This window comes from Bacteroides sp. AF34-31BH (assembly GCF_003602795.1).
In the GTDB taxonomy this organism is placed as follows: Bacteria; Bacteroidota; Bacteroidia; order Bacteroidales; family Bacteroidaceae; genus Bacteroides; species Bacteroides uniformis.
In genome coordinates this window covers 116,121-140,444 of sequence record NZ_QTLV01000011.1, presented here as the reverse complement: position 1 = coordinate 140,444, position 24,324 = coordinate 116,121, and the positions used below count along the sequence as shown (strand labels likewise).

General features: G+C 49.2%; 15 protein-coding genes. 7 read left to right on the top strand and 8 right to left on the bottom strand.

Translation table 11 applies throughout. The annotated features are described in order from the left end of the window. Positions 1-4: 4 nt before the first annotated feature. Together DWZ67_RS15715 and DWZ67_RS15710 are read right to left on the bottom strand one after the other, a co-directional pair. A complete protein-coding gene (locus DWZ67_RS15715) occupies positions 5-553 on the bottom strand; it encodes an RNA polymerase sigma factor (protein ID WP_009037270.1) in 549 nt (182 codons plus the stop codon). Positions 554-583: 30 nt separating this feature from the next. Further along, positions 584-2,014 (bottom strand): sigma-54-dependent transcriptional regulator, encoded by a 1,431-nt coding sequence (locus tag DWZ67_RS15710; RefSeq protein WP_120139278.1) that lies wholly within the window; start codon positions 2,012-2,014, stop codon positions 584-586. A gap of 93 nt (positions 2,015-2,107) precedes the next feature. Here DWZ67_RS15710 and DWZ67_RS15705 point away from each other — a divergent pair, with 93 nt between their 5' ends. The 7 genes from DWZ67_RS15705 (at position 2,108) to DWZ67_RS15675 (ending at position 15,914) form a co-directional block, all read left to right on the top strand. Next, complete coding sequence (locus DWZ67_RS15705; protein ID WP_009037268.1) at positions 2,108-2,947, top strand: peptidylprolyl isomerase; 840 nt, start codon at positions 2,108-2,110, stop codon at positions 2,945-2,947. Positions 2,948-2,971: 24 nt separating this feature from the next. Then, entirely contained in the window at positions 2,972-4,210 is a 1,239-nt protein-coding gene (locus DWZ67_RS15700) for a M16 family metallopeptidase (RefSeq protein WP_005834912.1), read from the top strand. A gap of 1 nt (position 4,211) precedes the next feature. Next, the gene (locus DWZ67_RS15695) at positions 4,212-5,555 is read left to right on the top strand and encodes an MATE family efflux transporter (protein ID WP_120139277.1); all 1,344 of its coding nucleotides are present in this window, start codon (positions 4,212-4,214) and stop codon (positions 5,553-5,555) included. A gap of 4 nt (positions 5,556-5,559) precedes the next feature. Further along, on the top strand, positions 5,560-7,854 hold the full coding sequence (locus DWZ67_RS15690; protein ID WP_005828587.1) for a hybrid sensor histidine kinase/response regulator: 2,295 nt from the start codon (positions 5,560-5,562) through the stop codon (positions 7,852-7,854). Positions 7,855-7,961: 107 nt separating this feature from the next. Then, positions 7,962-12,512, top strand: coding sequence for a translocation/assembly module TamB domain-containing protein (locus tag DWZ67_RS15685; RefSeq protein ID WP_120139276.1), 4,551 nt, complete (start codon positions 7,962-7,964; stop codon positions 12,510-12,512). 9 nt (positions 12,513-12,521) lie between these two features. Next, a complete protein-coding gene (locus DWZ67_RS15680) occupies positions 12,522-14,876 on the top strand; it encodes a BamA/TamA family outer membrane protein (RefSeq protein WP_016274230.1) in 2,355 nt (784 codons plus the stop codon). 126 nt (positions 14,877-15,002) lie between these two features. Further along, complete coding sequence (locus tag DWZ67_RS15675) at positions 15,003-15,914, top strand: NDP-sugar synthase (protein WP_005834919.1); 912 nt, start codon at positions 15,003-15,005, stop codon at positions 15,912-15,914. A 44-nt stretch (positions 15,915-15,958) separates the two neighbouring features. Here DWZ67_RS15675 and DWZ67_RS15670 read toward each other — a convergent pair whose 3' ends face one another. The 6 genes from DWZ67_RS15670 to DWZ67_RS15645 form a co-directional block, all read right to left on the bottom strand. After that, positions 15,959-17,629: an ABC transporter ATP-binding protein gene (locus tag DWZ67_RS15670; protein WP_016274229.1), complete on the bottom strand. Its 1,671-nt coding sequence runs from the start codon at positions 17,627-17,629 to the stop codon at positions 15,959-15,961. A gap of 22 nt (positions 17,630-17,651) precedes the next feature. Next, positions 17,652-18,815, bottom strand: a complete 1,164-nt coding sequence (locus DWZ67_RS15665) for a nucleotidyltransferase family protein (RefSeq protein ID WP_044467568.1) — start codon at positions 18,813-18,815, stop codon at positions 17,652-17,654. Positions 18,816-18,823: 8 nt separating this feature from the next. Next, a complete protein-coding gene (locus DWZ67_RS15660; RefSeq protein WP_005834925.1) occupies positions 18,824-19,090 on the bottom strand; it encodes a PqqD family protein in 267 nt (88 codons plus the stop codon). A gap of 12 nt (positions 19,091-19,102) precedes the next feature. Further along, entirely contained in the window at positions 19,103-19,543 is a 441-nt protein-coding gene (locus tag DWZ67_RS15655; protein WP_016274227.1) for a S24/S26 family peptidase, read from the bottom strand. A 26-nt stretch (positions 19,544-19,569) separates the two neighbouring features. Continuing rightward, positions 19,570-20,496 (bottom strand): hypothetical protein, encoded by a 927-nt coding sequence (locus DWZ67_RS15650; RefSeq protein WP_016274226.1) that lies wholly within the window; start codon positions 20,494-20,496, stop codon positions 19,570-19,572. A gap of 246 nt (positions 20,497-20,742) precedes the next feature. After that, positions 20,743-24,321 carry a hypothetical protein gene (locus DWZ67_RS15645; protein WP_120139275.1) on the bottom strand — a complete coding sequence of 1,193 codons (3,579 nt, stop codon included), beginning with the start codon at positions 24,319-24,321 and terminating at the stop codon, positions 20,743-20,745. Positions 24,322-24,324: the final 3 nt, after the last annotated feature.

Sequence of the window (24,324 nt, the reverse complement as noted above, 5' to 3'; positions counted from 1 at the left end):
ATATTTATATTATATACGTTTCAGTAGTGAAATCCGGTCCGTTCGGCAAGTCTTTTTCACTGCCGAATAACTCTTTTAGCATTTTTAAAGACTTGGAGATGTGTTTCTTCACCGTGTTGGGGCTGATATTCATCTCGTCTGCCACTTGCTGGTAAGTCTTTCTGGCTAAATAGCATTCCTCCAGAATATGTCGTGTCATAGCAGGTAGTTTATCCAGCATTTTACTTATCAGGATGTCTTGCCTCATAGCTTCTGTATAGTCTGTATAGAATGTATCGACTTCTGCAAAATATTCCTTGGTGTATTGTATCTCTACTTGTTGATGACGGAAATGGTCTATGCACCGGTTACGTACCGTTGTGGTGAGATAACCAGATACATTTTCCTGCTTGATATGCTTGATGTCTTCCCACAATTTGGCAAATACGTCACTTACAATGTCACGGCTTGCTTCCGCATCGTTGGTCAGATGATAGGCGTATAAATATAAGCGTGTATAGTGTTGTGTGAAAATCTGGTTGAAGGTGTTTTCGTATAGTAGTTTTTTTAGCATACTTGTGCTTTCTGTATTGAAATAAAAAGATTAACTGTCGGATATGTTATAAAGCTTCAACTTGTTGTACAGCGTTTTGCGGTCAATGCCCAACAGTTGTGCAGCGCGGCTCTTGTTGTTTCCCGTCTGCCGCAAGGCTTCGATGATTTGATGCTTCTCTGCCTCCTCATTGCGGAGAGGGATACCGATGATGGCCGGTGCGGGTTCTTTCAGTTCATTCAGTTCGTTGATAGTAATGAATTTGCCTTGTGCCAGCAAGGTTGCACGGCGTACCATATTCTTCATTTGGCGTAGATTGCCGGGCCAGGGATATTCCAATAGGGCGCGGGATGCCTTGTCATCAAAGCCGGTCAGTTGCTTGTCCATTTCGCGGTTGGCCTGGTCCAGAAAGAAATTGGCAAAGAGCAGGATGTCTTCACGGCGGTCTTTGAGTTGCGGCATGCGTAGGGTGAATTCATTGATACGGTGATATAAATCTTCACGGAACGCCCCTTTTTCGATGGCTTGCTCCAGATTTTCGTTGGTGGCGGATACCAGACGTATGTCCACGCTTATCTCTTTGTTTGAACCTACCGGACGTATCTTGCGCTCTTGCAAAGCACGCAGCAACTGTATTTGCACTTCATAGCTCAGATTACCTATCTCATCCAGGAAGATGGTACCGCCGTTGGCTTCGACGAAAGCGCCCGTTTTGTCGGTCAGTGCGCCGGTAAAGGCGCCCTTTATGTGCCCGAAGAACTCCGAAGCGGCCAATTCTTTGGGAATAGAACCGCAATCGATGGCTACAAACGGCTGGTCGGCACGCTTGCTGAGCTGGTGGATGCGGTGAGCTACGTATTCTTTGCCCGTTCCGCTGGCACCATTGATGAGTACAGACATATTGGTAGGTGAAACCAGTTTCACATAATTGTAGAGTTGTTTGGCTGCGTCGCTCTCTCCCTCAAGGAAGTCGGAGGAGGACAATGAGCCTTCTGCACCCTTCAGAGGCTGATTTTTCATCTTGTCGGAATGCATCGTCTGTTTGGGTGAAACGGATGGTCTGTTTGGGGTAAACGCATCATCTGTTCGGGACGAATGCATCATCTGTTTCAAAGCGGAGGATGATGCATTCAAGGCTTCGCCTATTTTTTTCAGTAATTCGTCCGGGTTCACAGGCTTGGCAATGTAATCGCAGGCTCCCAGTTTCATGGTTTGGACGGCCGACTGTATGTCAGCGTATCCTGTCATGATGATAAGCGGTATTTGCAGGCCGTGTTCGCCCAGCCATTTCAATAAGTCAATGCCATCCTTGTCGGGCAGGCGCAGGTCAGACAATATCAAGTCTACGGTTTCCGACTCAATATGTTTTTGAGCACGGGCAATGTTGCTGGCAGAGGTTACTTGGAAACCTTTTTTGCCGAGCCATGTTTTTAGCATCATGCCGTAAGTAATATCATCTTCTACAATTAATATGGATGTCATTGCTTTAGCCTTTTATCTCTTTTATGTAGGCAAAGGTAAGTGCTTTTGTCTGATTTTAGTATATTTGCAAACTTAAATTAAATAAAAAACAAAATGAAAAGAAATCTTATTGTATTATTAACTATACTGGTTTGCGGTCTGACTGCTTGCAAGCCGGGACAAAAGAAAGAGGAAGATATGGAAAAAGAAACGAAGCTGAAGATTGAAACAAGTGCGGGTGACATCACCGTGAAACTGTATAATGAAACCCCGAAACATCGTGATAACTTTATCAAGCTGGTGGAAGACGGCACGTATGAAGGTACGCTGTTCCACCGTGTCATCAAGGACTTTATGATACAAGCAGGTGACCCGGAATCGAAGAAGGCCCCGAAAGGCAAGATGCTGGGGGCAGGCGACGTGGGTTATACCGTTCCTGCCGAATTTGTTTATCCGAAGTATTTTCACAAAAAAGGTGCTTTGTCGGCTGCACGCCAGGGTGATGAGGTGAACCCTGACAAGGCATCATCCGGCTGCCAGTTCTACATTGTGACCGGAAAAGTGTATAATGACTCTACCTTGCTGGGGATGGAACAGCAGATGAATCAGATGCGCTTGAACAATGCTTTCAACGCGTTGGCGCAGAAACACATGAAGGAAATCTACAAGATGCGCAAGAATAATGACCAGGACGGTCTGATGGATTTGCAAGATTCCTTGATTGCGCAGGCAGAGGCTCAGGTTGCCAAGGAACCGGAGTTCAAGTTTACCCCCGAGCAGGTGAAGGCTTATACTACCGTGGGCGGTACTCCACATTTGGACGGTGCATATACCGTGTTCGGTGAAGTGCTGGAAGGTATGGATATTGTTGATAAAATACAGAAGGTCAAGACTGACCGTAACGACCGTCCCGAAGAGGATGTGGTTATTAAAAAAGTGACAGTGATAGATTGATGATAGATTCTGTCATTCCATTTTATGAAGATAAACAAAAAGATATTTGACAACGGTCTGCGGTTGGTGCACAATGAGGACACCAGCACGCAGATGGTTGCCTTGAATATTGTTTATGATGTGGGTGCCCGTGACGAACATCCTGAGCATACGGGCTTTGCCCATCTGTTCGAGCATCTGATGTTCGGAGGTTCGGTGCATATTCCTGATTATGACGCTCCTTTGCAATTGGCAGGCGGGGAGAATAATGCATGGACCAATAATGATATAACCAATTACTACCTGACGGTTCCAAAATCGAATGTGGAAATCGGCTTCTGGCTGGAGTCCGACCGCATGCTGGAACTGGCATTCAGTGAGCAAAGTCTTGAAGTGCAGCGTGCGGTAGTGATGGAGGAATTTAAACAACGTTGCTTGAACCAGCCGTATGGTGATGTGGGACATCTGCTTCGTCCTTTGGCTTATCAAACGCATCCTTATCGCTGGCCTACTATCGGGAAAGACCTCTCTCACATTGCCAATGCCACGCTGGACGAGGTAAAGGAATTCTTTTTTCGTTTTTATGCACCTAATAATGCAGTGTTGGCCGTTACCGGAAATATTTCGTGGGAAGAAACGGTTAGGCTGACAGAAAAATGGTTTGCTCCCATTCCCCGTAGGAATGTGCCCGTAAGGCAATTACCGCAAGAAGTTGTACAGACGGCAGAACGCCGGCAGACGGTGGAACGGAATGTTCCTCTGGATGCTTTGTTCATGGCTTATCACATGTGCAGCCGTGAGGATGCCGATTATTATGCCTTCGATATTCTGTCGGATATTCTGAGCAATGGACGTTCCAGTCGCTTGACCCGCAGGCTGGTGCAGGAGCAGAAGTTCTTTTCCAGTCTCGATGCCTATATCTCCGGTACACGGGATGCCGGCCTGCTGCATATCAGTGGAAAACCATCTGCAGGCGTATCTTTGGAACAAGCCGAGGCTGCTGTCCGGAAAGAGTTGGAAGAGTTGAAATCCGGGTTTGTTGGAGAACAAGAATTGGAGAAAGTAAAGAACAAGTTTGAGTCTACACAGATATTCGGCAACATCAATTATCTGAATGTTGCCACGAATCTTGCCTGGTTTGAACTGACCGGACAGGCAGAAGACATAGACCGTGAAGTGGACAATTACCGCTCTGTGACGGCAGAACAGCTTCATAGGGTCGCCCAACAGACCTTCCGCGATGAAAACGGGATTGTGCTTTATTACCAAAAAGAAAACCTTTAGTATGAAAAATTTATTTGATACGTATAAGCAGCACTACAAAGCATTGCTTCTCCTGGGGCTGCCCATTGTGGTGGGGCAGTTGGGAGTCATTGTGCTTGGTTTTGCCGATACGCTGATGATTGGGCATCACAGCACGGAAGAGCTGGGTGCCGCTTCTTTCGTAAACAATCTGTTTACTCTTTGCATTATTTTCAGTACGGGCTTCAGCTACGGGCTGACACCGGTTGTAGGGGGCTTCTACGGTAACCGCCGCTTTGCCGAGGCAGGGCAGGCGTTGCGGTGTAGCCTGGTTGCCAATGTGCTGGTGGCTTTGTTGCTGACTCTTGTCATGGCTGTTCTCTATTTCAATGTGGAGCGGCTGGGACAGCCCGGAGAATTGCTGCCTCTAATCAAGCCTTACTATCTGGTGTTGCTTGCTTCACTGGTCTTTGTCATGCTGTTCAACGGTTTCAAACAGTTTACGGACGGCATCACCGATACCAAGACGGCCATGTGGATTCTGCTCGGAGGGAATGCGCTTAACATCGTAGGAAACTATATACTTATCAATGGAAAGCTGGGCTTTCCGGAGATGGGACTGCTTGGTGCGGGTATCAGCACTTTGTTCTCCCGCATTGTGATGGTGGTGGTCTTTGCGGCGATTGTGCTTCGCGGCCGCCGGTTTATCCGTTACAGGCTCGGCTTCATGCGGCTGGGGTGGTCGATGCCGATGTTCAGGAAGCTCAATGCACTGGGCTGGCCCGTGGGTATGCAGATGGGTATGGAGACCGCTTCCTTCAGTCTGAGCGTCGTCATGGTGGGCTGGCTGGGGACACTTGCCCTGGCATCGCATCAGATAATGCTTACTATCTCTCAGTTCACCTTCATGATGTATTATGGCATGGGCGCTGCGGTTGCCGTGCGTGTCAGCAACTTCAAGGGGCAGGGAGACGGGCAGAATGTGCGCCGCTCGGCGTATGCCGGCCTTCACATCATCCTGTGTATGGAGGTGGTGTTGCTGGGTATCGTCTTTGCGCTTCGCGGTCAGGTAGGGGGATGGTTTACGGACAATGCGGAAGTGTCCGGCATGGTTGCCGCTCTCTTCTTCCCGTTCTTGGTTTACCAGTTCGGCGATGGGTTGCAGATTAACTTTGCCAATGCCCTGCGCGGCATCTCGGATGTGAAACCGATGATGATTATTGCATTTATATCCTATTTTATTATATCTTTGCCCGTAGGGTACCTTTGCGGTTTCGTTTTCGGTTGGGGGCTGACGGGAGTCTGGATGGCTTTCCCGTTCGGACTGACCAGTGCGGGAGTGATGCTGTGGTTGAGGTTCCGTAAACAGACCAGGGAAAGGATTTGATAGTATGAATAATGTCTCCAAAGTAAAGATTGCCGTAGGCTACACTTTGTTGCTGGCGGTATTGTTTTTTTCCTTGTTTTTCGTACACCGGGAAATGGAGAACCTTATTCTTACTGATGACCGCGATGTACAATGGACAGACAGCGTGCTTGCTTTGATACGCGAGAAGGATACCAATACGATAAAAATGCTGCGCACGCTGAGTGAGGCGAATGACAGCATGGTATCCACCAGTGACATTGAGCAGATAATTGCCCAGCAGGACTCGGTAGTGACCCAGCAGCGTGTGCAGCACCGTATCATTACACATCGGGATACCGTCGTGACACGCCCTCGGAAGAAGGGGTTTTTCCGTCGTTTGGGTGAAGTGTTTGTCCCCCCAAAGAAAGATACGGCTATCCAGGTAAAGACCTCCCTTGAATTTGCAACGGATACGGTGATTGAACCCTATAATCCGGCCGATTCTTTGCATGAGAAACTGCGTGCCGTGGCCCAGCAGAAAAAAGCTGTAAACACTGTTATACAGCGACGTAAACGCTATCTGCAACGCTTGGACCATATGCTGACCGCTCGTATTGACAGCTTGCTGAAAGATTACGAGACGGAAACTCTGCTGCGTGCACGGACGGAAGCCGAGTATCAACAAGCGGTCCGACGCCGTTCGGCCAAGATTATCAGTGGCATTGCCGTAGGTGCGGTGTTGCTTTCCGCTTTTTTTCTTATTATCATCGGCCGCGACATAACCCGAAGCAACCGTTACCGTCGTGAGTTGGAAGAGGCCCGTCGTCGTGCCGAGGATTTACTCGCTGTCCGTGAAAAACTGATGCTTGCCATTACCCATGATTTCAAAGCCCCGCTCGGTTCTATTATGGGCTATGCCGACTTGCTTTCCCGTCTGACGGTGGATGAGCGTCAGCGGTTCTATCTGGACAATATGAAAACCTCATCGGAACATCTGCTGAAGCTGGTCGTTGATTTGCTCGACTTCCATCGTCTTGATTTGAACAAGGCCGAAATCAACCGGGTCACCTTTCATCCTTCCCGCCTGCTTGAAGAGATACACGTCAGTTTTGAACCACTTACGGCTGCCAAAGGACTGGCGCTTCATTGCGACATTGCCCCGGAGCTGGGCGGTACCTATATTTGCGACCCCTTGCGTCTGCGCCAGATTATCAACAATTTGCTGTCCAATGCCGTGAAGTTTACGGACCAAGGCAGTGTTACCATGACTGCCCGTTACGAGGACCGTCGACTGGTAGTTGCCATTGCTGATACCGGTAAAGGTATGGAACCTGCCGACCGGGAACGTATCTTCCAGGAGTTTACCCGCTTACCGGGTGCTCAGGGTAAAGAGGGGTTTGGACTTGGACTTTCCATTGTCCGTATGCTGGTACAGTTGCTTGAAGGCACGATTGATGTAGACAGTGTGCCAGGCAAGGGAAGCACTTTCACCATATATATTCCTATCTATCCCGTAAGGAGTGAAGGACGGAGAATGAAGGATGAAGAATCGGGATGTGCTGCCACGCCGAATGGCAATTCTTCATTCCCCGTTCCTCATTCTTCACTGAAGAATGTCCTCCTTATCGATGATGACCGTATTCAGCTTACCCTTACTGCCGCCATGCTTCAGCAGAGTGGTATAAATTCTGTCTCTTGTTTACAACTGGATGAACTGCTGGATGCCTTGCGCACTGCAACCTTTGATGTTCTGCTTACTGATGTGCAGATGCCTGCTATTAATGGTTTTGATTTACTGAAACTGCTTCGTGCTTCGAACATACCGCAGGCACAGTCTGTTCCGGTGATTGCTGTCACTGCCCGCAGTGACATGCAGCGTGAGGAATTTACGGTGCATGGATTTGCCGGATGCCTGCATAAGCCGTTTACCGTCAGTGAATTGCTACATGAATTGAATATGGAGGACAAAGGGATGGAGGTTATGGAAGTTTCGGAAACTTCGGCTTGCCCGGGGTATAAATTCTCTTCGCTCACTGCTTTTTCGGTCGATGACCCCGAGGCGGCAAAGTCCATTCTGGAAAGTTTTGTGGCTGAAACCCGCCTCAATGCGGAGCGTTTGCAGAAGGCTGTGGAGAATGAGGATGTGGACGAGATGGCTGCTGTCTCCCACAAAATGATTCCCCTCTTTACTTTAATTGGAGCAGCGGAACTGGTTGCATTGCTGAAACTGTTGGAAACTTCTCATGGAGTGCCTTTTACCGGAGAGTTGAAAGAACACGCCCTTGCCGCCCTCGTTTTGATAGAGGATGTCATTACTCAGGCAACAGCTTTTCCGTAATGGGGGAACAGAGAAGAATACGTGATTTTTCTCTGTCGGGAACCAAATGTCGAAAGAAATTGTTTACTTTGTAGGACTTTTAAATACGATGAAAGATTGACGTTCCGATGAGAAGAAAATGGTTGAGAACAGCACTGTGGGTGTTGCTTACTCCTATTATACTGTTTATAATATTGATGATATTGCTTTATGTGCCTCCCGTACAGAATTTGATACGGAAGCAGGCTACGGCAATTGCATCAGGTGCTACGGGTATGGACATATCCGTGGAGCGGATTGACCTTCGCTTTCCTTTGAATTTGTTGGTCCGCGGTGTATTGGTGGTACAGCCTGCCGACAGTGCTGTTGATGTGCAGCATCCCGATACCTTGCTGAATCTTGGAAGTTTGAACGTACGGGTACAGGCATGGCCTTTACTCAAAGGGAAAGTGGAGGTGGATGACATTACCTTGAAACAAGTTGCTGTCAACTCCTCCAATTTAATGGAAGGTATGTGCATCAAAGGAGTACTGGGGCATTTCTTTTTCGAAAGCCATGGCATAGACCTTACAAAAGAAGATGCCATCCTCAATAATATAGAATTGAGCGATACCCATGTGCAGGTGATGCTTGCAGATACCACTGAGACTCCCAAAGACACTACTGACACTGCGTTAAACTGGAAAGTCACACTCCATACTCTGAAGTTGAAGAACGTCTCGGTCGATTTACAGATGCCATTGGACTCCATGGGGCTGAAAGCCCATATAGGAGATGCTGAGATTGCGGACGCTGCTGCCGACCTGAAACACCAGTTCTATGGCTGGAGAAAATTCCTGCTGACTGGAACTTCTGTCAATTATGATACCGGTGGCCCGGGGAGTGCGATAGGCTTCGACCCCTCGCACATTGCTCTTCGCGACATTCGCCTGGGCATTGATTCTGTGATGTACTACGGCAGAGATATGAATGCCGTTATCCGGGAATTTTCCATGTATGAGCGTTCCGGTTTGAGTGTAACTTCCCTGACCGGGCGGTTGTTTGCCGATTCTACCGTTATCCGTATCCCTTCTTTGAAGTTGCTGACACCTCATAGTGAGATGAACCTTACGGCACAGACTTACTGGGAACTGATAAATATACCTACCACCGGCCGTCTGACAGCCCGTTTCAATGCCCGTATCGGCAAACAGGATGTACTGCTTTTTGCCGGTGGCTTGCCGGAAGCTTTCAAGGAAGCCTATCCGTTCCGTCCGTTGGTGATTCATGCAGGTACGGAAGGAAACCTGAAGCAGATGCAGATTTCCCGTTTTACGGCTGAGCTGCCCGGAGCCTTTTCGTTGAGTGGGGGAGGAGAATTCTGGAGCTTGACCGACAGTGTGAAACGCAATGGAAGCATGGACTTCGAAATGCATACGCAGAACTTGAACTTCCTGACCGGACTAGCTGACATTGCTCCCGATGGCTCCATCATTGTGCCGGACAGTATGCACCTTGCGGCACGTCTCGGTATGGAGGGGGCGCAGTGCACTGCCGCCCTGAAACTGAAGGAGAAGGAAGGCGCCTTGAATTTGGACGCCGCCTATAATCTTGTTACGGAAGCCTACCATGCCGACCTTGCCATCAACAACTTGCAGGTGCATCACTTCCTGCCCAAGGACTCTATCTATACTCTTACGGCAAAGATGTCCGCTAAGGGGCAAGGGGTGGATGTGGCATCACGAAAAACTGTGGCCGCTTTGAATGCCTCCTTGGAAAAACTACAGTATGGCCATTGGGACATTTCCGGTGTAGATGTGCATGCCGGACTCAAGTCATCCGTTGCTACCGTCCGTCTTGCCAGCGATAATGTCCTTCTCAAGATGCAGGGAAATGCGGATATGCGTCTTGACCGCAGCTATCTGGATGGCGCTTTGGATTTAAATGTGGAAGAGGTGAATCTGCATAAGCTGGGTTTGGTGCCCCGACCATTGAAACACCCGTTTGCCTTTACAATGGGAGCGGAGGCACGTCATGATTCTCTCAAGTTGAGGCTTGATGCCGGTGACTTGAATCTGCGTTTCCGCGCTCACAGCACGTTGAAGAAGTTGATGGAACAGTCGGATAAATTTGTCTCTATCCTGACAAAGCAGATTGATGAACGGCGTTTGGACCATGCCGCTTTGCGCCAAGTCCTTCCTTCAGCGGGCATGCATCTGGAAGCCGGTAACCAGAATCCCGTCAGCTATTTCCTGGCTGCAAAGGGTATTTCCTATAATGATTTCAAACTGAGCTTCGGATTTACTCCGCAAGTCGGCATCAATGGACGTACAGCTGTTCACGGATTGCGCATGGACTCCTTGCAGCTCGATACGATATTTTTTACAGTGAAGCAGGATACTGCCCGCATGAAGTTGCAAGGTGGTGTCATAAACGGTCCCAAGAACCCGCAGTTTGTGTTCCGTAGCACACTGACGGGTGAAGTCCGTAATGAAGATGCGGAACTGACTGTGGATTATGTGAATGGAAAAGGGCAGACCGGTGTTCTATTCGGTATTAATGCCCGTCCGTTGACCGAAGGACACGGTCGCGGTAATGGTGTGCTGCTGAACCTTATTCCTGCCGAGCCGATTATCGCTTTCCGTAAATTCCACTTTGCGGACAATAGTAACTGGATTTATCTGCATAAGAATATGCGCGTCTATGCCAATATTGATATGGACAGCGACGATGGTCTGTGTTTCCGTATGCAATCCGACAAGAATGATACCCTTTCCTTGCAGAATATAAACGTAGAACTGAGCCGATTGCGCCTGGATGAACTTACGGAGGTACTTCCTTATATGCCCCGGCTTACGGGATTGTTCTCCGCCGAAGCAAATTATATACAGACTGCCACTTCCCTGCAGGTGTCCGCCGAAGCCAATGTAGAGAAACTGACCTACGAACGCCAACCGGTTGGAGATATCGGCTTGGGGGCTACCTGGTTGCCGGGCGACAAGAATACGCACTATTTGAATACCTATTTTACACATGATAACGAAGAAGTGATGACCGCCGACGGTATCTTGACGCAGAAAAACGGAAAGGATACTCTGGAAGTGTCCACCCGTTTCGAGCATTTCCCATTGAAGATGGCCAATGCATTCATCCCTGACCAAATGGTGGCCTTTACCGGAGATATTGATGGAGGGCTTTATATTTACGGTTCGCTGGACAAGCCTCAGATGCATGGTGATATTGTTTTGGACAGTGTGTCTGTCTATGCACGCCAGGCGGGAGCACGTTACTGGTTCGACAACCGTCCGGTACAGATAAAGGACAATCAGTTGATATTTGATAAGTTTGCCATTTATACCACCAGCAAGAATCCGTTTACGATTGACGGTAAGGTTGATTTCCGGAATATGGAGCGTCCTACTGCCAACCTCAATCTGCTGGCAGAGAACTATACGTTGCTGGATGCACCGCGTACTCGCGAAAGTCTGGTGTATGGAAAGGTGTTCGTCGACTTGCATGCCACGGTGAAGGGGCCGCTTGACGGGCTCACGATGCGTGGAAACATGAATTTGCTGGGCAATACCAACGTAACCTACGTGTTGACCGATTCCCCTTTAACGGTGGAAGACCGTCTCAGCGGGCTGGTTACCTTTACCTCGTTCACCGATACGACGTCGGTAAAAGCGGATGAGGTTCCTGCCATGTCTTTGGGAGGATTGGAAATGTATATGTCCGTCCATATTGACGATGCTGTCCGTCTTCGTGCTGACTTGAGTCCCGACCGCAGCAAATACATCGAACTGGAAGGTGGCGGTGATTTGAATATGCAGTATACTCCCCAAGGGGATATGAGCCTTACCGGACGCTATACCCTTTCGGGTGGCGTCATGAAATATTCGCTGCCTATCATCCCGTTGAAGGAGTTCCAGTTCAATCCCGGCAGTTATGTGGATTGGCGGGGGAATATTATGAATCCTACGCTGAGCCTGAAGGCTACGGAACGTATGCGTGCTTCTGTGGCCGATGGTGACGGGGACGGTTCGCGCATGGTGAACTTCGATGTTTCCATTTCCATCAAGAACAGGCTTGACGCTCCCGATTTGATATTCGATATTTCGGCGCCCGAAGATGCCGCAGTAGAGAATGAGCTGCAGGCAATGGGTGCAGAAGAGCGTAGTAAGCAGGCCATTGCCATGCTTGCCACGGGTATTTACCTGAACAGTGGTGCCAAAGGAGGAGGTTTGTCAATGGGAGCCGCCTTGAACTCAGTGCTTCAGAGCCAGATAAACTCCTTGGCGGGAGGTATAAAAGGCGCCAATATCAGTGTAGGTGTGGAAGACCGTACCTCTGCTGAAACGGGCGACACGCAGAAAGACTTCAGTTTCCGTTATTCCCAGCGTTTCTTCAACGACCGTGTACAGATAGTCATCGGTGGAAAAGTGTCCACCGGGGCCAATGCCACGAACGATGCGGAATCATTCATTGACAATATATCGCTGGAATACCGTCTTGATGCGTCGGGTACTCGATATGTCCGTGTATTCCATAATAAAAACTACGAAAGCATACTCGACGGTGAGATAACCGAAACGGGTGTCGGCCTTGTGCTGCGCCGGAAGATGGACCGATTGAGTGAACTCTTCATCTTTAGGAAGAAAAAGATAAAACCGGAGGCTGAAAATAGCGATATGAAAAAGTAGGAATGTGATATGAAACGACTGATATTATATATTGCAGGATTGATATTTCTGGCAGGTTGCTCCACCACGAAGCACTTGCCCGAGGGGGAGATACTCTATACCGGCCAAAAGCCGATGATTGTATTGAACCGCAGTGAAACGTCTGTTGGTGAGATTGCTATGGAAGAGGTGGAAGCCGCCCTTGCTACGGCACCGAACAATTCGTTGCTGGGAAGCTCTACTATCCGCTATCCCTTTCCTTTCGGACTGTGGATTTACAATGGTTTCCAGAAGTATGAGAAGGGATTCGGAAAGTGGATATTCAATAAATTTGCCGCCACTCCGGTGCTTATGTCTACGGTGAATCCCGATATACGCCAGAAGGCGGCGGTTAACTTGCTGCGCGATTATGGCTATTTCAACGGAAGCGTCAGCTACAAGACATTTATCGACCCGAAGGACTCGCTGAAGGCAAAGTTGCAATATACGGTGAACATGCGTAACCCCTACTTTATAGATACGGTATATTATCGTGGTTTCAGCGAGCGTACCACTCGCATTATGGAGCTGGGACGCCGACGTTCCCTTATCAGTTCGGGAGAACAATTCAATGTGGCTGATTTGGATGGGGAGCGTACCCGTATCAGTACCCTGCTGCGTAATGTGGGCTGTTATTATTTCCGTCCCGACTACCTGACCTATCAGGCCGATACCATGATAGTTCCCAATGGGCATGTCCAGATGCGCTTGATTCCCGTTCCCGGTATGCCAAAGGTAGCCGAGAAGCAGTTCCGTGTGGGGCGTAAATCCGTCTATCTTCTTGGAAAGCAGGGGCAGGAACCCAATGACAGCATGGATTACAAAGGCTTGACCATACATTACTACAACAAACCTCCGGTACGTCCCAACATGCTTTACCGTTGGTTGAACTATCAAGGTTATCGGCGGAAACGTCAGATACAGGACAGCGCAGGTATTGCCCGCCAGCGTTCTATGCAGAGTTTGTATAGTTTGTACCGTCAGACCCGTATTCAGGAGCGTCTGGCAAGCGTCGGTATTTTCCGTTATGCGGAGATGCAGTATATACCGCGTGATACGGCGTTTGTGTCTGATACATTGGATGTGAGGGTCATTGCCGCGCTCGATAAACCCTACGATGCGGAGTTGGATTTTAATGTCACCATGAAGAGCAATAACCAGACGGGACCGGGTGCCGCTTTTACGGTGACGAAGAACAATGTCTTCGGTGGCGGTGAAAGCTGGAATGTGAAGTTGAACGGTTCGTACGAATGGCAGACGGGCAAGGCAAGTTCTTCCTTGATGAACAGTTATGAACTGGGTATCTCCACTTCGCTTATCTTTCCGCGCGTGGTGTTTCCTAGGATGGGCGACCGTGAGTATGACTTCCCGGCTACAACGACTTTCCGTTTATATGCCGACCAGATGAACCGTGCCAAGTATTATAAGCTGTTGGCTTTTGGCGGTAATGTCACTTATGACTTCCAGCCCAAATCGACTTCCAGGCACAGTATAACTCCTTTCCGTTTGACATTCAATGTGCTGCGTAATCCTACTGCCGCTTTCGATACGTTGCGTGCCGAGAATCCGGCACTCTACGTTAGTTTGCGCGACCAGTTCATTCCTGCCATGGAGTACACCTATACTTATGACAACGCTTCCGTGCGCGGCAAGCGTAACCCCATCTGGTGGCAGACCACCGTTGCGTCGGCCGGTAACCTGACTTCTGCCGTCTACCGTATTTTCGGCAAGCCGTTCAGTGAGGAAGGAAAGAAGCTTTTCGGGGTACCTTTTGCACAGTTCCTGAAGCTGAACTCGGAATTCAGGTACCATTACCGGATAGACAAGAACCAAATGATAGCCTCGCGTATTGCCGGAGGGGTGATATGGTCGTATGGCAACGCTACGACTGCACCTTATACGGAACAGTTCTATATCGGCGGTGCCAACAGTGTGCGCGCCTTTTCTGCACGCAGTATAGGTCCGGGCGGCTATCCTCCCGAGACGGACAGAAAATATACCTATATCAACCACGTGGGTGATATTCGCATAGAAGCCAATATCGAGTATCGCTTCCGTATGATTGCCGACTTGCATGGAGCGGTGTTTCTGGATGCCGGCAATGTATGGCTGATGCGTAAGGACGAAAATCGCCCGAACGGTGAGTTCACCTTGAAGAATTTCCCGAAACAGATTGCTTTGGGCACGGGATTTGGCTTGCGTTACGATTTGGACTTTCTTGTTTTCCGTCTGGATTTGGGTATCGGGCTTCACGACCCGTATGATACCGGGAAGTCGGGGTATTATAATATTCCCAAGTTCAAGGACAGCATGGCGTTGCATTTTGCCATCGGTTATCCGTTCTAAATGTACCTTTTTGAACGGATAGTGGTAAAGAATGAACTAAAACTCCCTTCTGTCAGCCATAAATTTTTGTACATTTGCAGCCGTTATCAACTGTGATATACTAACCTTTTTAAATAATAACTAAATATGAAACCAACTTTATTCTTATTGGCAGCCGGCATGGGCAGCCGTTATGGTGGCTTGAAACAATTGGACGGACTAGGCCCGAATGGCGAAACTATCATGGATTATTCTATTTACGATGCCATCAATGCCGGTTTTGGAAAGCTCGTTTTCGTAATTCGTAAAGATTTTGAGCAGGATTTCCGCGACAAGATTATTTCCAAATACGAAGGCCATATCCCCTGCGAACTGGTATTCCAGTCCATCGATGACCTTCCCGAAGGCTTCACCTGCCCCGAAGGCCGTACCAAACCTTGGGGAACCAACCATGCTGTAATGATGGGTGCCGATGTAATAAAGGAACCGTTTGCTGTTATCAACTGCGACGATTTCTACGGTCGTGATTCCTTCCAGGTAATGGGCAAATTTCTTGCAGCCCTTCCCGAAGGTTCCAAAAATGTATATTCCATGGTAGGCTTCCGCATCGGTAATACATTGAGCGAAAGCGGTACCGTATCCCGTGGTTTGTGCGGAACGGATGCAAACAACTTGTTGACTTCTGTAGTAGAGCGTACCAAGATTCAGCGTATGGACGGCGAGGTGAAGTACATCGATGATAACGGTGAATGGACTGCCACTCCCGAGACGACTCCGGTCAGCATGAACTTCTGGGGTTTCACTCCCGATTATTTTGCTTACAGTGCAGAGTTTTTCAAGAGTTTCTTGAGCGACCCGAAGAATATGGAGAACCTGAAAAGCGAATTCTTCATCCCGCTGATGGTGGATAAGCTGATTAACGATGGCACTGCTACCTGCGAAGTGCTTGATACAACCAGCAAGTGGTTCGGTGTGACTTATCCCGAAGACCGTCAGAGTGTAGTCGACAAGATTCAGGCTTTGGTGGATGCGGGCGAGTATCCTGCGAAGCTGTTCTGAGTTTGTTAACCAAAGGCAGATACCCGTTGGGGCTTATTCTCTGATTATAATCGGACAATAGATTCGCATGCCTCCGCTACTGCCGGATGGTGGGTGACGAAGATACATGTTTTGCCTGCGCAGTCTCTGCGCAGGTTTTTTATTAACAGCCGTTCCGTGTCGGGGTCGAGGGCAGAAGTGGCTTCATCTAAAAGAAGAATGTTTCCGGGGCGTAGCAGAGCGCGGGCAATGGCGATGCGTTGGGCTTGTCCTTCACTGAGTCCACCACCTCGTTCGCTGAGTGGGGAGTCTACGCCGTCGGGAAGGTGGAAGACGAAGTCGGCGGTGGCGGTTTGCAGGGCTTGATATATGGCTTCTTGAGAAGCTTGTGGGTTTCCCATCAGCAGGTTGTCACGGATAGTTCCGCTGAAAAGGGTATTGCCTTGCGGGACATATACGAAGTTCTTGCGGGTTTGCGGAGAGACGGTATGATTGGTTTCAAGTGGATGTTTGGCGGGTATCAAGAGTATCTGTCCCTCTTGTGGCGTTGCCAGTGCCAACAATAGCCGGATGAGCGTTGTCTTTCCTTTTCCTGTTTCTCCGACTATAGCTATGCAGCTACCGGCGGGGAAACGGCAGGAGAAGCGGCTGAATACCGGACGGTCATCGGGAGTGTAGCGAAAAGTCACGTCTTTCAGTTCCAGTTCCGGGGTAGAGGCGAGGAATATGCTGTCACCATCCGCTTCTGCCGGCAGTCTTTCCAATTCCAATAGCCGGTCTATGGCGGTAAGGGCATTGACTACGGAAGGTATCAGGCGTGAGAGGTCGAACACGGGACGCTGGACTTTTCCTACCAATTGCAAAAAGGCGGTCATCGTTCCGAAGGTGATACAGCCTGCGCTGAGGTGAACGGCTCCCCAAAGAAAAGCCGTGAGGTATCCGCCGGAAAAGGCAAGGGCCACTAACATGTGGGCAGAAAGCGAGAAACGGGTACGTCCCATGACTTGGCTGTGGAGCATGTCTTGCAAGTCATCGAGTTTGTCCAGATGCCGTTCGCCTTGTTCCAATGTTTTAATCACTATGCGATGTTGCAGGCTCTCTTGTATGACGGACTGGATGCGACCGTCACTGTTCCGAATATCATGTGTATAGCGTTTCATTCGTCGCATATAGAAACGGCTGCCTGATAGAAAGACGGGCAGGATGGCAACAATCAGCCATGGCAGTGAAGGGTCTAAAAAGTAGAAGAATAGAAAGGCTGCCAGCAGTTGTATACTCGTGACGATGAATGCCGGGACAGAAGAGGTGAGCAATGTGACGATGGCGGTGGTGTCTTGTTCTACCCGGTTCACTACGTCTCCGGTATGGAAACGCTCCAATTCGTTCCAGCGGCTTTGCAGTAAGCGCGAGAAGAGGCGGTGGCGAAGGGCGTTGCCCGTCTCTATCTGCATACGGGTACTTATCCAAGTGTCAGCAGCTCCGCACAGTAATTGGGCAGTCAGCAGGACAACGGTGAGAACGGCGATATGCGTCAGGTTGTCGTCTGTTATTCCGGTAGCGGTGTCTATCACCCGTTTGGTTGCATAGATAAAGGCTAGGGCAAAGGCCACGCCCAGAATGCCGGTGAGGCAACTTAGCAGGATACGTCCGCGTTGTTCGGCAGATACCTCTCGAATATACCTAAGTTTTTCACGTCTGTCCTTTTTCACTTTTTTGTCCTTCTGTTGCTTTTTCATTCCTTTTATTTTCCGGGTTCTTTTATTTCTTTGTCCTTGCTTTCTTGTCTTTTACTCCTTTTGATCGGTTTATTTGTATAGCTATCGTTCCCCCTATCAGAGTCACGGGATACCAGAGTGCTTCGTACGGTGCAAATTGACGCAGTTCGTTGCAGCGTCGGGTGGCGCGGCAGAAGGTGTACCACTTTCCTGCCCAATATCCTTTGGGGCGTGGCTTGATGCGGTTATCATGTTGCCCGAAGTTACCGGTAGACAGGATGTCTTCCAATAATTGTTCTCCTATCTGCTTGGTGCCTTCCAAGGGGAAAGGAAGCCGGTTAGCGGGCAATCCCAGTCGGGTGACGGCAATGTAGCCGAATGCTTGTGCGGCATGCAATAGTCCGAGGTCCTGCAACTGGCGAAGCAGGGTGGTGGCATCTATTTCTTTGTGGCGATTGGCAAGCAGACAAGTCCAGTCGCATAGCTGGCGCAGGCCGATTCCGCTGTTCAGGAAATGTACAAAGGCATGCAGGAAGATATAAAGTGCATTGAAGGTGGCCGGAGGTATGGCGATACTGACGGCCTTCGAGTCCTCTTTCCCGGTTTCGGAGAATAGGGCATAGTCTGTTTCCTGCGGGTACCATTTTCTGATAATCTGCTGAAAGTGCCGGTTGGCAAGCGGACTGTTCAGCCGGAGGATGATGCGGTGGTTCTCGATGTGTACTCCTTTCAAACTGTAGCTGGCATGCTTGTCGGACGCTTCTCCCTCGACTATGGCGCCTTGTTGCAGCAGGAGGCGATTGGCTATGGGTTGCCCTTGTTTTCCTAAATAGATGTCGATGTCTCCGCATTGCCGGTGCAAGGGAGTGCGGTAGTTGGTGCCGATGCCTTGCCCTTTCAGCAGTACGGGATGCAGCCCGGCTTCCCGGTAAAGGGTATTGAGTTCGGGCAGAAGCTGGTTGAGGCGTTTGTTGGCTTGTTCTATCTGTGCAGTCCGGGCAGCCCATTTCAGATAGAGGACGCGTGGAGGGCGCAGTTCGGCCGGCAGACTGCTTATGCCGTCAAAAGTCAGTGCAAGCAGGGCTTGTGAGTTTGCCATGCGGTACACGGTTTCCCAGTCGTCCGGCGAGACCGACCGGAAGAGTTGTCGGTCTGCCGGAGTGCCCCACAGGCCGGAGCGTACCAATGAAAAGAAAGCGTGTTGCATATCCGTCCTTATTCTATGATTCCTTCGCGGTCAAGGGAGTCGATAAACTTCTGCGCATCGCGACGGGCCGATTCGTTATCTACATCATAGCGGCTGGTCAGGGCTTCTGTCACGCTGTCTGTATCGAACTCTTTGTTTTCTATCTCTTGCCAAAGCATGGCGGAAGTTTGGTTCAGGCTGATGACTTTGCTGAAGTCCACGTTCGACGAGCCGTCTTGCATGATGATGTAGTCATCGCCTATCCGGTGCAGGATAAATCCTTGTTTGATTTTCATGGTTATTTTGTTTTATATTCTTCTGAACAGGGCGAGCAGCCAGCGGCGAGCGGGGTTTAGCTTCATCCACCAGTAGGAGTAGAGCTTCCAGACTTTGCCGTCGGCGGTGTACCGTTTGTCTTTTCGCATGGCTTCGGTCATGACGCCCATTACCCGTCCGATGTCGGTTTCTTCGGTCTGGGCGAGGTTGCCGTCGCCTTGCAGGATGAGTATGTCTCCGTTCCGACGGATGATGCGGTGAAAGACGATGCGTTCCGTCAGGTCGCGTGCCAGTACGGTGACGCCCGGTTGCAGCTGTTCTGTGGTGAAATCGCCCAGTGTCACCCGGTCACGGCGGTCCACTAAGAAAGGATTCATGCTGTTGCCCCGCACGGTGATGGTTACTGTATGTCCCTCTTTGATGAGACGCGCCACTTCGGGAAGCAATATCTCGTTGGGAATGCTTTTCTTCATCGGCTGTTCAGTTCATCATTCATAACTTATCCTTCTACCGTCTTTCTGCAAAGTTCCGTCGCTTCACGGTCGGGCAGGCATTTCAGATGATAGACGGGTGCCAGCGTGGCAAGTTCCGTCACAGTGGCGACAATGGCGTTATAGATTTCCTTGTTCTGCTTCAGGCAAGAGCAGGAGGGGAGGAGGGTGGCGAAAGCATGTGCTGCTCTCTCTTGCTCTATTTCATTCTGCGGTGCTTGTTCCAAGCGGACGAAGGCGCCTACGGTCATGGATTCTTTCCGATAGCAAGGTGTCTTTCCGCTCCACGGAGAACCGAAAACAGTGGCTTGCTTGCCGAGGCTGTCCACATGTACTATCGGATTGTCATCGTTCAGTAGATGGCAGTCCGAGAACTGTTGCAGCCAGAGCCCGGTGTGCGTACTTTTGCCCGTGCCGCTTTTCCCTAAGAAGAGGTAGCCTTTGCCTGTTTCAGTAGCGACAACCGAGGCATGCATCAGCAGTGTATGGTGGCGGGCGGCATTGAAGGCATAGAGCATCATCAAGAAGTTGTTCAGTACGAAGTTCGTTTCGTTTTCCGGAGCCGGTGTTTCTGTCCTGCAGGCCGGTAGGTGGATGAAGCATTGCCTGAAGTTATCGTTGCACTCCATCCAATAGTTTTTCCCGCTTTTCCGTGGGGTGATGGATACAAGGTGTGAGCTGTGGGGCAAAGGGCGAATGATGCAATCGGCATCTTCCCAGTTGAAACATATATCATCGGGAGTTTTCGCTATGGTTCGTTTTGTCGTTGTTTCGTCATCGTCTATCTCTGTTTCAAAGATTACTTTTTGCGTCGTGTCTATTGTCGTGATGAACGGAATCAGTGAAGGCAGCGCCTTGAATATATTGAAGTCGGAAGGTTTCACCATGCGAAAGGTGTGCGGTCCTACTTGATAATCCAATATCTGTATTCTCATATGTTTTGATTGTTAGTTGTTATTCATGATACTTTGGGCTACTCAGAAAAATAATGAATGTTTGTGTGAATGAGGAAGATTTGAGAGATTTTTCAACTGTCTTGTTGTCATTCTTTAGACGCGGAGGACGCAGATCTATAAAAGAAAATCCGCTGTCCGCCGCATCTAAAAGATAGTAATAAGGCGATTCCGATATCTCTTCGTTTGGTTTGCGAGGATATATTGCTTCCTTTCTTAGAATTTGGCTTATCGGTTCTCCTGACTTGTTTGGCCAACAATATATTCTTTCCTCCCATCACCGACTTTGTGGGCTGCTGTATATACACTGCCGTCACGGGTAACCTCGTAGCCTGTTACCAAATAGGACTCATTGTCGTCCATATTCGGATTTGCCGGGTTGAAATTGATGAACGTTCCACCGGACACCTGGATGCTGGCAGTGTTCTTGTCTGTATTCTTTAAGTTCAGTACCCAGTATCTGCCATCCGTGTCGTTGTTGGGTGTACCATATTTGCCGGATTCAAATGTTCCTCCATAGATATTGATTTTCCCATTCTCTCTTGCATAAATCAGGTCTATCTGGGTGTTCAGTTTCTGGGTGTTATAGTAAGAACCGCCATGAATATTTACTGTCCCGTATCCTCGGGCTTCAATTACCATGCGATAACCATCGTCTTTCGCTGTAGCAGATGCATCGCACTTCACATTGCCGTTGCCTGAAATGTTTAGTGTTCCGTTCTGTACAGTAAAGATTTGTGTGAAAGGAGTGGCATCAGCTGTTTCTGAGGAATTGATGATGTCGTGGCCATTCAGGTTTAAGTTTGCCGTTGCGTTTGCAGCATTCAATATGTAGCCTGTGGCAAGCTCCGTCTTGGCGATGTTGATATTTGAGAGAAGTTTTATATCCACAGTTGCGTTGGTTGCCATGTACTTCAGTACGCTTGGGTCGGAGAATGTACCTCCGGAAACAGAGATGATACTTTGGGCATTTTCGGTTCCCACGGATGCATCTACCTTTAAGTCACCGTTGAAAGTACCGCTTGTGATATTCAGCTTCATAAGTTCGGTATTTCCTGCACTCTTGGAAATTTCCACTTTTCCATTGATGACGCTCGTACCGCTTACCGTAACCGTGACTCCAGCAGTGTACTTTGCATAGCCGCATACGTCGAATGCAAATTGATTCGCATTGCTTCCTGCGTTGATAGTGGTATTGTTGATGCTTATGTTGCCACAATTGTTGCTTACTACGTATTGGGCATTTGTGCCGTCTACTGTCATATTATCTAATGTCAGGTTGCAGTAGTTCTGAATCATGATTTTGTTGTTGTCACTCTTCAGCGTTCCGTTCTTGAAAGTAACGTTTGAACCTTCGAGTAATTGACAGCTGTTCGTTTCGGTGCCGGTGGAGCCTACGGTCGGGTCAGCAAGTGTAAGAATCTTGCCGCCTAAGTCCATCGTCAAGGTTTGTCCGCTTGTGGTCTTGAATCCCGGGCAGGTCTTGTCGGCGGTCAACTTTATATTCACATTTGCATTTGCCTTCATGTACTTCAGCGCGCTTGGGTCGGAGAATGTACCGCCGGTAACGTTGATGACCGGTGTATAAGTGGTGCCTTCTGTGATGAGTGACTTTGCTTCGGCAATCAGTGTACCGCCTTTGATGTTTACTGTGGCAATGCCATATGCTCCACTTACGTTGATGGCGGCGCAGTCCAGTCCTCCGGTACCGTCGCCCCAGTTGCCGGTGCTACCTGTGCCTTTACTGGTAATCAAGGCTGTACCTTCCACATTCAGAGTGCCTCGTTGGATGCATACACCTCCTGCGGCACCATAAACCTTGCCGCCACTGATGGTCGTTGTGCCGGATTGGGGCAGATAGACTGCATAGTCAGCAGTAGAAATGAGTTCTCCGTCTGTGATGTTGATGATGGAGTTCTGCGTCTTGTAATTGCCGTTGCCTGCCACTGCAAACCATCCGGCTTCTATCTTGCCGCCTGTCATGGTGAAGTCTCCACCGTCCGTCACTCCGACGCCATATTGGCCGTTACTGTCCGGAGTCTCTCTGACTGCACTGATGTTGCCGCTTTCCATGGTCATGGAGGCATCTTCACCGGCTATTTCAATCAGACTGCCATTATAAGAAGCCGCTGTATAATCCTGGCTGGCAACTATCTTGCCTTTCTTCTCGGTAGAGCTGTCCTTCAGTGTCATCTTGCCCAAGACGATGATTTTGCCTGTTGCGCTGTTGTCGGCAGTCAGTGCATATCCGTTCAAGTCAAGAACCACGGACTTTCCGGCGGGTACACTGACGCTTTGCCCTGTGATGTCGGCATCGGCGGACAATTTAAAATCTTCGCCGTTGGCGAAAGCGGTCTTTAGGACTGCCACGTCGGATTGAACTACAAATTTGCTGTCGATTGTTGCCGGAAGTGATGCTTCAGTTCCTTTTATTATATAGATTGTGGTATCGCCGGCATCGTGTACCAATTGTTCTACCTTTCCATATATCTTCAAGTTACCGCCTTTTACGGTCAGCTTCTTTACGGTGACGCCTGCATTGATAATCAATGTCTGCTGGGCGGTAGTGGCAGTCACTTCATTGTAAGTGGCTTTATTGCCTACTGCTGCCAATGTAACGGTGGTGCTTGGCATGGTGATGGCTACAGAAGGAGCTTCTTGCTCTGCTGTGGTTTCCGGTACAGCCAAGGATACACTGTTGGTGGCAGTGGCGGCGGGAGCACTTACGCTGGTATTGGTCTTGTCGGTCAGCGTCAACGGAGCGGCAGTACTGGTCGTTGGGGCTGTATTGAACGTCAGGTTGATGTCCGAGTTCTGTAAAACCGGGATGGCGATGCCGTCGTTGCTGCCAGAAGTGGTATTGAAGCTGCCGCTGACTGCAATGTCGGTTACGGTTGCTGCTGTCGGTGCTTCTTGTGGGAGATTTTTTGAATCAGCTAAAGCTGTACTAAGCGCACTGGGGGTTGTAGCCTCTACCACAACGCAATCCAAAGGAGGTACTACCAATATGTCTCTTCTCCCTAAGATTTTGTCATTAAGCGTCTTGGTAAAATATACCTTGTCGCTTCCATTCGTCAGTTGGGCAGTGATGGAACTATAAGTACCTGTGGGCAAAGGAATGTAGAAGTTGCGCGATTTTATATCGTTTGAAGCAGTGAAGGAGGCAGTGATTTCCTTGCTTCCATTGCTTGCTACCGTCAGTATCGGGTCTGCTGCGGTTAAGTCTACCGTACAAGTACCTGCAATGTTATTGGAGGCAATAATCTTGAAAGTAGTGGCCTCTGCCGGAATCTTGTTGACGGTCAGTTTTATCATGGCTGCCATGTGCTTGAAGGACAGAGCGCTCAGATTGTCGGGATTTGTCACCTTGGCATACATCGGGCCATTGCTGCTGCCGTTATAATTTGTAAGCGTGGCAGGTAGAGTCATGGTCAATGTATTGCCGCTTACGCTCATGTTTTGTTGGTAAGGATAGATGGAGAATACAGCCGTTTCTCCGCTTGGCTTGCTGCCGTTGAAAGTGGCGGAAGTTTGACCAGCACCGCTTGCATATTCTAATTTTGTATTGCTATAATTACTTTCTGCATTACTACAGAACAACCCTAGGGCATCGGTATCTTGCCATAGAATCTTGTATTCATCGTTTACGGTAGTACGGGTGTCGGTACCTGCGCCTTCAAACGTTGCGTTAACGGTGATGTTTCCTTTCCACCCGCTGTTTTCAAATTCCTCTTGGCTGCAACTGAATGCGGTCAAGGCAGCAGTTGCCATGCAGGCAACTTGCATAAGGTTTCTTAATTTCATCATAAT

Bases quoted from the DNA above. Each gene is read 5' to 3' on its own strand.
- DWZ67_RS15655 (WP_016274227.1), bottom strand. From the start codon at position 19,543: ATGAAGAAAAGCATTCCCAACGAGATATTGCTTCCCGAAGTGGCGCGT.
- DWZ67_RS15660 (WP_005834925.1), bottom strand. From the start codon at position 19,090: ATGAAAATCAAACAAGGATTTATCCTGCACCGGATAGGCGATGACTAC.
- DWZ67_RS15695 (WP_120139277.1), top strand. From the start codon at position 4,212: ATGAAAAATTTATTTGATACGTATAAGCAGCACTACAAAGCATTGCTT.
- DWZ67_RS15715 (WP_009037270.1), bottom strand. From the start codon at position 553: ATGCTAAAAAAACTACTATACGAAAACACCTTCAACCAGATTTTCACA.
- DWZ67_RS15705 (WP_009037268.1), top strand. From the start codon at position 2,108: ATGAAAAGAAATCTTATTGTATTATTAACTATACTGGTTTGCGGTCTG.
- DWZ67_RS15685 (WP_120139276.1), top strand. From the start codon at position 7,962: ATGAGAAGAAAATGGTTGAGAACAGCACTGTGGGTGTTGCTTACTCCT.
- DWZ67_RS15665 (WP_044467568.1), bottom strand. From the start codon at position 18,815: ATGCAACACGCTTTCTTTTCATTGGTACGCTCCGGCCTGTGGGGCACT.
- DWZ67_RS15690 (WP_005828587.1), top strand. From the start codon at position 5,560: ATGAATAATGTCTCCAAAGTAAAGATTGCCGTAGGCTACACTTTGTTG.
- DWZ67_RS15680 (WP_016274230.1), top strand. From the start codon at position 12,522: ATGAAACGACTGATATTATATATTGCAGGATTGATATTTCTGGCAGGT.
- DWZ67_RS15650 (WP_016274226.1), bottom strand. From the start codon at position 20,496: ATGAGAATACAGATATTGGATTATCAAGTAGGACCGCACACCTTTCGC.
- DWZ67_RS15645 (WP_120139275.1), bottom strand. From the start codon at position 24,321: ATGATGAAATTAAGAAACCTTATGCAAGTTGCCTGCATGGCAACTGCT.
- DWZ67_RS15700 (WP_005834912.1), top strand. From the start codon at position 2,972: ATGAAGATAAACAAAAAGATATTTGACAACGGTCTGCGGTTGGTGCAC.
- DWZ67_RS15670 (WP_016274229.1), bottom strand. From the start codon at position 17,629: ATGAAAAAGCAACAGAAGGACAAAAAAGTGAAAAAGGACAGACGTGAA.
- DWZ67_RS15710 (WP_120139278.1), bottom strand. From the start codon at position 2,014: ATGACATCCATATTAATTGTAGAAGATGATATTACTTACGGCATGATG.
- DWZ67_RS15675 (WP_005834919.1), top strand. From the start codon at position 15,003: ATGAAACCAACTTTATTCTTATTGGCAGCCGGCATGGGCAGCCGTTAT.